General features: G+C 32.6%; 11 protein-coding genes. All 11 read left to right on the top strand.

Going from position 1 to position 12,688, the window contains the following annotated elements:
* Positions 1-55 precede the first annotated feature (55 nt).
* The gene (locus ACFFLS_RS17520) at positions 56-724 is read left to right on the top strand and encodes a hypothetical protein (protein WP_379684218.1); all 669 of its coding nucleotides are present in this window, start codon (positions 56-58) and stop codon (positions 722-724) included.
* Between the two features lie 3 nt (positions 725-727).
* Positions 728-1,849, top strand: a complete 1,122-nt coding sequence (locus tag ACFFLS_RS17515; protein WP_379684219.1) for a hypothetical protein — start codon at positions 728-730, stop codon at positions 1,847-1,849.
* 28 nt (positions 1,850-1,877) lie between these two features.
* Complete coding sequence (locus ACFFLS_RS17510; protein ID WP_379684220.1) at positions 1,878-3,692, top strand: OmpA family protein; 1,815 nt, start codon at positions 1,878-1,880, stop codon at positions 3,690-3,692.
* A gap of 198 nt (positions 3,693-3,890) precedes the next feature.
* Entirely contained in the window at positions 3,891-4,661 is a 771-nt protein-coding gene (locus ACFFLS_RS17505) for an ABC transporter permease (RefSeq protein WP_379684221.1), read from the top strand.
* Positions 4,662-4,663: 2 nt separating this feature from the next.
* Positions 4,664-5,494, top strand: coding sequence for an ATP-binding cassette domain-containing protein (locus tag ACFFLS_RS17500; protein WP_379684222.1), 831 nt, complete (start codon positions 4,664-4,666; stop codon positions 5,492-5,494).
* 11 nt (positions 5,495-5,505) lie between these two features.
* Positions 5,506-7,011, top strand: a complete 1,506-nt coding sequence (locus tag ACFFLS_RS17495) for an AAA family ATPase (RefSeq protein ID WP_379684223.1) — start codon at positions 5,506-5,508, stop codon at positions 7,009-7,011.
* Between the two features lie 696 nt (positions 7,012-7,707).
* Positions 7,708-8,154, top strand: coding sequence for a GNAT family N-acetyltransferase (locus ACFFLS_RS17490; protein ID WP_379684224.1), 447 nt, complete (start codon positions 7,708-7,710; stop codon positions 8,152-8,154).
* Between the two features lie 92 nt (positions 8,155-8,246).
* Complete coding sequence (locus ACFFLS_RS17485) at positions 8,247-9,707, top strand: lipopolysaccharide biosynthesis protein (RefSeq protein WP_379684225.1); 1,461 nt, start codon at positions 8,247-8,249, stop codon at positions 9,705-9,707.
* A gap of 27 nt (positions 9,708-9,734) precedes the next feature.
* Positions 9,735-10,169, top strand: a complete 435-nt coding sequence (gene dut, locus ACFFLS_RS17480; protein ID WP_379684226.1) for a dUTP diphosphatase — start codon at positions 9,735-9,737, stop codon at positions 10,167-10,169.
* A gap of 91 nt (positions 10,170-10,260) precedes the next feature.
* Positions 10,261-11,277: a sugar nucleotidyltransferase gene (locus ACFFLS_RS17475; protein WP_379684227.1), complete on the top strand. Its 1,017-nt coding sequence runs from the start codon at positions 10,261-10,263 to the stop codon at positions 11,275-11,277.
* Positions 11,278-11,326: 49 nt separating this feature from the next.
* Positions 11,327-12,676 carry a tetratricopeptide repeat protein gene (locus tag ACFFLS_RS17470; RefSeq protein WP_379686343.1) on the top strand — a complete coding sequence of 450 codons (1,350 nt, stop codon included), beginning with the start codon at positions 11,327-11,329 and terminating at the stop codon, positions 12,674-12,676.
* Positions 12,677-12,688: the final 12 nt, after the last annotated feature.

Here is a 12,688-nt window from a genome sequence, read left to right as displayed (position 1 = left end):
TACTAATTCATTTAGACAATAGACAATTGTTGTGATGAAATATAAATAATTTGTAATGGCAAATGAAAATTTTAATTGGAAAAAGCTCTTTATAAATGAAGAAAAGAGCAGTAATAATGAATCTGAAATTGTAAGAAAATCAGAAACTTCATTAAACGCAAACAATCAGTTTCCAGAGCATACAGAAGAAAGGTACAATTCAAATTCCACAAATCCTTTTTTTAATGAGGTTCTCGATGTTTATGAAAAAGGGTTTGCTTCTTTAAACATAGCTGGCTTTGATTTCTTCGAAATGTATAAGTCTGTTCTTGCGGTTGGAAGTTCGAACGCACAAAGCTACCAAATGGCTTTTACAATGGGAAAATCTATAAACTCAGATTTAACAAAAGAATTTCTTCTGGATAAAGCCGCTTTTTATACTACTGAAATTGAGAAAGTTTATGAAAAGTACAATGCGGCTGGGGTATCAAAAAAGAAAGAATTAGACAATTCAATTACACAAGAGAAATATAATCTTTCTAAAAGTGTTACCGAATTGGAAGCTAAAATTATGGAATTACAGAAGGATCTCGACTCAAAAAAATTGGAACTCCAAAAAATGGATCCAGACAACGAGGAGCAACTTTTAGAAATTCAGTTAAAAATTGAAGCTAATGATTTAGCGAGACAGAAAATTTTATCATCAATAAATACTGTAGTTACAGGAATCAATCAATATTTATAAAACATGGATAAGTACGAACAGGAAAAAAGTACACTTTTATCATTACCAATATTAAAACATTTTGACGAGTCGAAGGGCGAAATTGCTCTAAAAACCGAAGATCTTAAAAAAGGAGAAAAAGGATTATATCTTGCTTTAGCAATTGGTTTGCTAGGTATGGGAGGTTATTTGGTATGGACCTATATTATTCCGCCATTATTTACCATGCTGGGGCAGGCTATCGCTTTATCAGCAACGGGTGTTTTTTTGGTTTTCTTAGTCATGATGGCGCCGGTTATCAACAAAGCATTACGTTTTGCTACCAGAAAAATTCATAGAGCTTTGATCCAGAGTGATCCTTTTGGTGAACTTGAGGAGCAAAAGCAAAAAATGATCAAAAACCGTGAAGTTTTTAAAAATACAAAGGCCAAGTTAAAAGGCTTGAAAAACGACATGGAGATTGAAGCCAACAAATCTGAAAAAGAGGCAAAATCGTTTCAGGATGATGTTTTGAGTTTACAGCGTCAGTCGGAAAAGTTGAAATCTGCAATGGATGAGATGGTAAAATTAAATGGATTATCAGCTAAAGACACAGATGAATATGTGGCTTTGCAAAGCGAGTTGGCTAAAAAACTAAGCGAATCCCAAAGAATTTCAACGCAATATGAACAAAGCAAAAGCTTTATTCAAAAATACGGTGTGAGAGCAAACGTTCTTGGAAAAATGGATAGAAAATTGACTTTGGCAGGAACAGCAATCGATATCAAAATTGCAGATTTTGATGCCACGGTTAAAATGCTTCAAAAAGAATATGAATTTGCGAAAAATGCCAGAGAAGCAACAGAAAGTGCAAAAAGCGCTATGATGTTTACTAAGGATTGGGAATTGGAATATGCCTTAGAAGTTGTGACTTCGACAATTGCTCTGGATATTGCAAAGACTTCTGAAAATTTAATTGACATAGATGCCTTGACTTCTAAATATTCTGTTGATAATGACGAGCTCTATTCAAGATTAGATTCATTGGCAGATGAAATCAAAACTGGAAATAATACCATTCCGGATTCTACAAAATATTCCGGACCAAATTATAAAATGACCAAGGAAGATAAATTGTCAAGCGGCGGTTTTGGCGATATTTTTTAATTACGAATAAATAAAATTCAAATATATAATGGGAAAAATTTTAAGAACACAAAAGTTAACTACATTTTCAGAATTACTGATTGTTATTGTAGCAATTGGAGTTGTTTTAGGGGGAATTTATTATTTATCTCCGGGGTTAAAAACCGCTGTATCAAAACAGTTAAGCGGTATTGACCTTAACCAACAGGACGTTAATAATGTAATGAATGCAGAAAAAATTGCTCTTCCGTCTAAAGAAGTTTCTACAGAAGTTGCTAATAAGCCATTGGTAAGAATTGCGGCTTATGCATGGAATGCTCAATCTGGAATTATTGTTTCTAATGGTGGTCCAAAAACAACTAAAGGTTCTTTGATGGAAAAAAATGGAGTTAATCTTGAAATTATTCGTCAAGACTGGCTTTCGGAATTGCGTAATATGCAAATGAAATTTATTGAAGAATTTGATAAAGGACAAGCATATCCATCTTCAAATAAAAGTGCTTTTGCTATTATGATGATGGGAGATGGTGCGCCGTTTTACATCAGCTCTATGCAAAAGTCTCTAAACGAAAAGTATGGAAAAAATAAATACCATGTACAGGTTTTAGGTGTTGTGGGAATGAGTAATGGAGAAGATAAACTGATTGGGCCTCCAAACTGGAAATCGGATCCAAAATCTATGAAAGGGTCTGTAATTTCGGCTGTTCTTGGTGATGGTGACTGGGTTACAACAGTAAACTATTGTTTTGCAAACGGATTAAAAGTAAATCCAGACCCAACGACTTATGATGCCGAAGCGGTAAATATTTATCCGTCTGAAAATGATGACTATATCAAATCTGCGGAAGAATTGATTAAATCTCAAACAACAGGCTGGACTGTAACTTTGAAAGAAGTTGCAAATGGTAAATTGACCGGAAAATCTGTAAATAGAAAAATTGACGGATGTGCTACCTGGACTCCTGGTGACAAAACTGTTTTTGACAGACTTTCAGGATTTGTAGATATTGTTTCTACAAAAGAGTTTAATAACCAAATGCCAACGGTAGTTATTGGAGTAAAAGAATGGGCAGAAAAAAATCCGGAAATTGTTTCGAATATTTTAAAATCGGCACTTACGGCTTCAAACCAAATGAAAAATTATGAAGACTGGAAAGTAAGAGCTTCGCAAGCAGTTGCAGACACCTACCAAATTGAAACTCCGGACTATTGGTATAAAATGTTTAAAGGTCAGCAAGAAACTAAAAACGGATTAACCTATAATATGGGTGGTTCTAAGGTTTTTAATTATGCGGATGCAATGCAATATTTTGGTTTATCTGATGGAGTGAACAGATATAAATCGGTTTACAATCAGGTTTCGGGATATTTGACAGAATTAAATCCGTTTGGATTTAATGAAAATGTAGGAACTCCGGTTTCGTATGATGAAGCAGTAAATTTATTCTTCCTTAAAAACATTAATGATATTGAATCGACTTCTGCGGATAAAGCAGATTATAGTAACAAAGCGACTGAGGTTGTTGCTTCGGGAGAATGGAAAATTAACTTTAATACAGGAAGTGCTGAAATTTCAAGTTCATCAAGTAAAGAAGTTGAAAGAATTTATAATCTTTTGGTTCAGGCAGAAAACACAAAACTTACAGTTGTGGGACATACAGATAATGTTGGAAATCCTGATGCCAATTTAGCATTGTCAAAAAGCAGAGCTGAAGCAGTTGTGAATTATTTAAAACAAAAAGGAATTCCGGCAAGCCGTTTTCAAATGGTTGACGGAAAAGGTCAAAGCGACCCGGTTGCCGACAATAATTCTGCTTCTGGAAAAGCATTAAACAGAAGAGTTGTTATTACTTTCTTAAAATAAAAATTAAATATAGAAGGCTGTCTTAGTAATTCTGTCAAAATAAGTTCCCTTATTTATTTTACCATTAAGAGATTAAGTTCATAAAGCTTGGCTTAAATTTCTTAATAGCTTAATGGTAAAAGAAAATTAAGTTTAATTTTAAAAAATCAGGGATATTATTTTGAGACGTTTACTTAACGATGGCCTTCTTCTATAATTATGATAAAATATTTTATTCCCTTTGAAAAATTGTCAAAAAGCAGTAGAACCATTATCGTAACAGTTTGGCTGGTTCTTTTAATTGCGATTTGGTTTATAGGAACATCCGGAGAAAAACATCTTTTCCCTTCCCCAAGTCAAGTATTAACAGGTTTTACAGAATTGTATAAAGAAGGTTTGGTTGTACATGTTTTTAATTCTTTAAAACTGTGTTTTGTTTCTATTTTTTTAGCCACAATAATCTCATTATTATTTGCTTATTTATGGCCAATACCGTTATTAAAACCAGTATCTGAATTTATTACCAAATTTAGGTTTCTGCCTTTTACCGGTCTTTCATTTTATATTACAATGGTCATTCACGAAGCTCGTATGATGCAGGTTTGGATATTAGTTATTTTCCTGACTACTTTCCTGACAACCTCATTAATTGCGGTAGTTAAAGATATCCCGCAGGAAGAATTTGATCATGCTAAAATGCTCAAATGTACACGATGGGAAGTGCTTTGGCAGGTTATTATTTTAGGAAGATTAGATTATGTAATTGATGTAATCAGACAAAATTTGGCTATAACATGGATGATGTTGGTTACTGTTGAATCTATTGTTGTAGCTTCTGGAGGTTTAGGGTTTTTAATTAAAAACTCTGATAAATTTATGAATACAGGGCGTATCATTGCTCTCCAAATTATAATTTTATTAATTGGTTTGGGATTAGATTCCGGAATCAACTTTTTGAGAAAAGCACTATTTAGATATTCAAAAATATAAGTATGAAATATGAATTTAAAGAGACGCTTTTATATGTAGAAAATCTGAGCGTTGCATACGATGATAACATTATTATTAAAGATATAAATATTACAGAAAAAGATGTAGTGCGGGAGGAAAGCGATTGCACGGGCCAAGTTCTGGCATTTTTAGGAAGATCTGGTCGTGGAAAATCTACTTTTTTTAAAGCGCTTACAGGATTAGTTTCTCCGAGTTCAGGAAAAATTTTAATTAAAGATTTTGAAAACCCAACTCCCAATACTGCCAAAACAATACACGAAGGCGATATAGGTTTTGTAGATCAAAAATATACTTTGTTTCGACATAAAACGGTTCGGGAAGCGCTTAAATTCTCTTTGAGAAAAACGAATCTTTCAAGTTCTGACAAAGAAAAAAAGATTAATCAATATTTAAACGAGTGGGGATTAATGAATTGCGCCGATAAATATCCGAATGAACTTTCCGGCGGACAAAGACAAAGGACGGCAATAATTGAGCAGTTATTTTCATCTGATCAGTTTATTGTTTTAGACGAACCTTTTTCAGGTCTTGACGTTGGAAACATAGAAGAAGTAAAAAAAGCATTTGAACTACTCGGAAACTCTTCTGAATTCAATACCGTTATTTTTTCTACACATGATATTGACCTAGCGCTGGAATTAGCACAGGTAATTTATGTTATAGGATATCCAACCGTAAACGGCGTACAGCAATCGTATGGAACAATTGTAGCCAAATATGACCTCAGAGAAATGGGCTTGGCCTGGAAAGAATATGGCGAAGATCATTTAAAATTATCAAAAGAAATTATTCATCAAATGATGATTTCTTAAAATAACAGGCAATGAAAAAAAATCCGATGTCGATTATAGAAGACTCATTTTTGTCTTTAAAAAAATATTTAGAGCTAAATACAAATGATACTGAAGCCGTTTTTACGGCTTCATTTATTATGGATTTGCAAAAAGAAACAAAACAGATTTTGGAGATTTGCAACCAACTAAATCAGGATGCAGATTTTATTCAAAAGATAAACCAAAACGTAAATCCTTCTTTTTCCAGAGGAGGATTGTTAAAGACAGAACATTTTTTTCTTTCGGATATTATTGAACTTTACGAAAAAGAACAAGGAAAGAAAACCGAAAAGCAAGTGTTTGTTTTAGCCTATTATTATGATGCCTTGCGCAACAAATATTTTGCCGACGAAAATTCTGTAAACGAACTTAACCAGTTGGTTTTTACAGAAAGTTTTAAAAATCATCTTAGCAAAATAAAAAAAGAGAATAAGATACTTACTTCAAACGCTGTAGAAAACAGGTATTTATTACCAGAAGTTTTAGCGGAAAGAAAGAACAATAAATTAGAAGAAATTTTATTAAGATATCAAAACTTCATAAACTTTTCATTCGATAAGAAATTTGAAAACATGGAGTCTTTTAGCAACTATTTGGGTTTAGATTTGAATGATTATAACAAGAATAAAAAAGAAATAGAAAATCTTCCAGAAGGTGATACGCTTGAAAAAGTTCTGAAAGAATTGAATGAACTAGTTGGTTTGGCCGAAGTAAAAAAAGATGTTTTGGAGCTTATCAATTTACTGGAAATTCAGAAAAAGCGTTCAGAACAAGGACTGAAGAATGTAGAAATTACGCTTCATACCGTTTTTCTTGGCCCGCCCGGAACAGGAAAAACTTCAGTAGCCAGACTTTTAAGCAGAATTTTTAAACATTTGGATTTTCTCTCAAAAGGGCAAATATTTGAAACAGACAGAGAAGGTTTGGTTGCTGGTTATGTTGGACAAACGGCAACAAAAGTAAATAATGCTGTAGAATCGAGTCTTGGTGGTGTGTTATTTATAGACGAGGCTTATGCCTTGACACAAAATACACTAGGTAGCGATTACGGATCTGAAGCGGTAAATATTTTGCTGAAAAGAATGGAAGACAACCGCAAAAATCTGGCAGTTGTTGTGGCAGGATATACAGAACCAATGAAAATTTTTATAGAATCGAATCCTGGATTGCGATCCCGTTTTAATAGATATTTTTATTTTAAAGATTTTACATCTGATCAGTTGTATGCAATTTTCGAATCATTTTGTTTAAAATCAGATTTTACAATTTCTGATGAAGCTAAAGAAAAACTAACAGATACTTTTGAATTATTATATAGAAATAAAACCGAAAGTTTTGGAAATGCAAGATTAGCTCGAAACATATTCGAAAAATGCGTTCAAAATCAAGCCAATAGAATTATAACTTTAAAAGAGTTAAGCAACGATACGTTAAAAATGTTAACGGATGATGATATTCCAGAATTAAATGAAATCGAATATAATTTTGAATCCTAATAATAAAAGAAAAGCCAGCGAACGCTGGCTTTTCTTTTATTGGAAGTTTTTTCTTTTTTTAGAATTTTTTATAAAATGGTGATTCTCGATTTTGTTCAAAAATTGAGAATCACTACCATTTTATAAAAATTGACAGATAACTCTGCGTGCTTTGTCTTTCTTGGGAACAAACTAGCTTTATTAGTCCCACGGCTCTGTTTTTTCTAAGGGTTACATTACAGCAGAATCAATCCCTTTGCTTTGTCTTTTATGGGAACAAACTAGCTTTATTAGTCCCGATGCTTAGTTTTTTTAAGGGTTACATTTTAGCTATCCTCAATCCCTATGTTACAAATTTAAGAAAGGTTTAAGAAAAAAATCTTACATAATTTCCATGTCAGTTTTATATTATTCACATGTTTTATGTAAAAATGAGGATGTTTTGATGCTACTGCATTCATTTTCTTGAAATTACAACTGTAGTTTTTCTATAAAGCGAATTTAATTTCAATTGCAATATTATTATAAAAAACGCCAATTTATTAAAATTATTGTGTTCGTTTTTAATTTTTTATTCTCCCTAATGTTTTATGCAAACAATCTTTTTATAATTATTACTTCTAAAAGTCAAGAAAATAACAAAATAAGGTTTTTGTTCTTTTAAAAGTTCCTGTTTCTGTCCGTTTTTTTAATTATTTTTGAGTTTATTTTATTACAATGAAACTCCACTTAAAAGAGCTAACCACGATTCCAGAAATGCTGGAACAGATAAATACCATACGTTTTCTGTATCCGAATATAACTTTAGAAAAATATGAAGCATTTCTAAACGACATGGTCCCAAATAATTATATTCAGATTGGGGTTTTTGAAAACGAAGTCTGTCTGGGGATTACTGGCTGTTGGTCTGCGACTAAATTATGGACGGGAAAATATCTTGAAATTGACAACTTTGTAGTAAATCCAGAACATAGATCAAAAGGAATAGGAAAAATGCTTACCGACTATATAGACCAAAAAGCACATGATCTAGGATGCAGCAGTATTGTTTTGGATGCTTTTACTGGAAATTTTGCTGCTCATCGTTTTTATTACAATCAAGGATATGGCCCAAAAGGTTTTCATTTTGTGAAAGTTTTGGATGAAAATAAATTAACGAACTAAAATTAGAATTAACTTTTTTATTGACCCGCCAAAAGCATTAATAAACAAAAGAATTGGTTATTTTTGTTTTCCGAACTTTATTACTAATTATTTTGGGATTATATAAAAATCTATTTAAGCAGACCGCAATTTATGGACTGGCAACCGTTTTACCGAGAATGCTTAGTTTCTTGCTGGTTAGACTATATACAGGAATTTTGCCGACAGCTGAATATGGAGAAGTATCGATAGTTTTGTCCTGGATGGTTTTTTTCAATGTTGTACTCTCGTACGGAATGGAAACGGCTTTTTTTAGATTTTATAGCGCCGAAGAGGACAAGAAAAATGTAATAGCAACTTCGACAATCTCTATTTTTTGGTCTTCAATCTTATTTTTGTTTGCCGCTTTAATTTTCAGAAACACTTTGGCAAATTGGGCCGAAGTAGACGTGCAATATATTACTTACACGGTTTGGATTTTAGTTTTAGATGCATTGGTTTTAATTCCGTTTTCAAAATTAAGAGCCAATCAAAGGCCTATGGTTTACGCGGCGATTAAGATTGGGAATGTGGTAATTAATTTATTGCTTAACATCTTTTTCTTGTTGTATTTGCCAAATCTGGCGGCAGCGCATCCAAATTCTGTTTGGGATAATTTATATGTTGAGAATTTCCAGATTGCCTATATTTTTATTGCAAATCTGTTGGCAAGCTTGGCTACTTTTGTGGTTCTTTCTCCAAATTATCTTTCGCTTGGACGAAAATTCGATCCAGTGCTTTGGAGAAAAATGATGAAATACGGACTTCCGATTTTAGTGGCAGGACTTGCATTTGCTGTAAATGAACATTTCGATAAAATTCTTCTTGGATATTTGCTTCCTGAAAATCTTGCAAAATCTGAAGTAGGAGCTTATTCTGCTTGTTATAAATTAGGATTGTTTATGGTGCTTTTTGCAACAGCTTTCAGATTAGGTATTGAACCGTTCTTTTTCAGTCACGCGAAAAATGAAAATGCACCACAGACTTATGCAGTAATCACTAAATATTTTGTAATTCTTGGTTCTCTAATTTTGTTGGGAGTTATTGTATTTGCTGATATTTTAAAATATTTACTACTCGATAATAAATCTTATTGGGAAGCGATGAAAGTGGTTCCGTTAATTATTTTGGCTAATTTCTTTTTAGGCATTTACAACAATCTTTCGGTTTGGTATAAATTGACAGATAAAACAAAAATTGGAGCTTATATTTCTATTGTTGGAGCAATCGTTACTTTGGTTTTAAATTATATTTTAATTCCAAAATACAGTTATTATGGTTCTGCAATTGCTACTATTTCTGCTTATGGAAGTATGATGCTGATTTCTTATATTTTAGGAAATAAATACTATCCAATTCCTTATGATATGAACAAAATTGGAGCTTATTTAGGTGTTTCTATATTATTTTCAGTTATTTCGTTTTACGGATTTAGAGAAAAATATTATGTTGGAATTCCGCTTCTTTTAGCTTTTATGTATATGGTTTACCATTTTGAAAAAGAAACCATAAAAGGAATAATGAAGAAAAAATAAGAAAGATTTAAAATTTTATACTTAAAAATGAAAATACAAATTATCAATAAATCACAACACGATTTACCAAATTATGAAACTATTGCCTCAGCAGGAATGGATTTGCGTGCCAATATTTTAGAACCAATTACGTTAAAACCTTTAGAAAGAACCATTGTAAAAACAGGACTTTTTATCGAATTGCCAATTGGTTATGAAGCGCAGGTAAGACCAAGAAGCGGACTCGCAGCTAAAAAAGGAGTTACTGTTTTAAATTCGCCAGGAACTGTAGATGCAGATTACAGAGGAGAAATCGGCGTAATTTTAGTAAATTTATCTAATGATGATTTCGTAATAGAAAACGGCGAAAGAATTGCCCAGCTGATTATTGCCAAACACGAAAGAGCTGAATGGATGGAAGTAGAAACGCTTTCTGAAACCTCTAGAGGAGAAGGTGGCTTTGGAAGCACCGGCGTAAAATAAGTTCAGATACGGTTTTCCGTTTCAATAAAAAAAGAATGACCAAACCCAATGAAGATTTTAATTGAAATCTTCGCATAAAATCAAACAGAAAATGAAAATAATTGTGCCAATGGCCGGCCGTGGATCAAGACTTAGGCCGCATACTTTAACTGTTCCTAAACCATTAATTCCAGTTGCAGGTAAATCAATCGTACACCGTTTGGTTGAAGATATTGCAAAAATATTGAAAGAGCCAATAGAAGAAGTTGCATTTATTTTAGGTGATGAAGCTTTTTTTGGAGATGATGTAGTAAAAAGCCTTGAAGATTTAGCAAAAGGATTAGGAGCAAAAGCGTCAATCTATCGTCAGGACCAACCTTTAGGAACGGGACATGCTATTATGTGCGCTAAAGAATCTCTTTCTGGGCCAGCCGTAATTGCTTATGCAGATACTTTGATTAGAGCAGATTTTGAATTAGATCCTGAGGCAGATGCTGTAATCTGGGTAAAACAAGTTGATCAGCCAGAAGCTTTTGGTGTTGTAAAACTGAATCCGAATAATGAAATTATTGAATTGGTAGAAAAACCTAAAGAGTTTGTAAGCGACTTGGCAGTTATCGGAATTTATTACTTTAAAGAAGTTGGAGTTTTGAGAAATGAACTTCAAAGTGTTTTGGATAATAATATTCAGAATGGTGGAGAATATCAAATCAATGATGGAATTAAAGCCATGATGGCCAACGGAAAAGTTTTCAAAACCGGAAGCGTAGACGAATGGATGGATTGCGGAAACAAAGACGTTACTGTAGAAACGAACACTAGAATGTTAGGTTTTCTGCATAATGACGGTGAACATTTGGTTGATTATGATGTGAAATTAGAAAACGCAACAATTGTTCCGCCTTGTTATATAGGAGAAAATGTTGTGATTAAAAATGCAACAATAGGACCAAACGTTTCTGTTGGAAAAGGATGCCATATTACAGACAGCACTATTAAAAATAGCTTAATTCAGACTCATTCTCAAATTAAAAATGCTAACTTAGATAACGCAATGATTGGAAATCATGTAAGTTATGATGGTAAATTTACCAGCGTGAGTATTGGAGATTATTCAGTTTTAGAATAAAATAAAATTTAAGTAAGTTCCGTTTGTATAAAATGCAATTTATAAAATGATGAAAAACAAAGTTTTAGCTCTTTTATTTTTGGCTGTTTTTGGCAGTTCGTTTTCGGTTTATGCACAAACAGAACCCGAAGATATTGCTATGGCAACTGATGAATATCAAGACTCATTTTATGAATCACTAAAACAAAAAGGAATTGAAAATTATGATAAGGCCATTGTATCATTGGAAAAATGCATTAAGCTAAAACCCAATGATGCAGTCGCTTATTTTGAATTGGGAAAAAATTATCTAGCGCTCAAAGAATTTCAAAATGCACAAAATGCTTTTGAGAAAGCGACGCAGCTTGATCCTAAAAACAAATGGTTTTGGCTCGGAATTTATGATGTAAGTTTTGAAACCAAAAATTATCCGTTGGCTATTGAGACTATTCAGAAAATAATTGTTTTTGATGAAGAATATAAAGACGATTTGATTTCGCTGTACATGATTACCAATCAGTTCGATAAGGCACTTGTTGCAATTAACGAAATGAATGATAAATACGGAAAATCATCAGATCGTGAAATTTATAAACAAAAGATTTTATCACAGGGAAAATATAAAAACGCCGAAATTGATAACCTGATTGCACAAATTAAAAAAGATCCGAAAGAAGAATCAAATTACGTCAATCTTATTTTTCTGTATTCAAAAAACAACGAAGGAGATAAAGCGCTAGAAGTTGCCAAACAATTAGCAAAAGAAATTCCGAATTCAGAATGGGGACAAGTTAGTTTGTTCAAAACATATCTTGATGCCAATCAGGCAGATAAAGCCATAAAATCTATGAATGTAATTTTGGCAAGTTCCAAAATCGATTCAAAAATAAAACATCGTACACTCAATGAGTTTTTAATTTATGTGAATAAAAACCCGCAGTACGCCACAGATTTAGAAAAAGCAATTTCTTATTTTGACAATGATCAAAATGTTGACGTTGCAAAAGAAATAGGTAAATTTTATCACAGCAAAGGACAATTTGAGAATGCCATTAAGTATTATGAAAAAGATTTAAAATCGAATTCTGATACCGACCGTGAGACCAATCTACTCCTGCTCGAAGCTTACGCACAAACCAAACAGTTTGATCCTATGGCAAAAAGAGCAATGTTGATGATTGAAGTTTATCCGAGCCAGCCTCAATTTTATTATTATGCAGGTTTGGGAAACAATCAGATAAAACAGTTTAAAAATGCAAAAACTGTTTTAGAAATGGGACTTGATTATGTAGTTGATGATGCCGCGCTTGAAGCAAATTTTAATATTCAGTTAGGAGAAGCTTATAATGGATTAGGAGATGCTAAGAAAAAAGAGGAATACTTTTTGAGAGCAAATGAATTATTAAAGAAAAAAAAGTAAAAAAGGAGACAT

This window comes from Flavobacterium procerum, from assembly GCF_042431625.1.
Classification (GTDB): Bacteria; Bacteroidota; Bacteroidia; order Flavobacteriales; family Flavobacteriaceae; genus Flavobacterium; species Flavobacterium procerum.
Note: the sequence above shows the minus strand (reverse complement) of the source record. Positions and strands in the feature narration are given on the sequence as shown.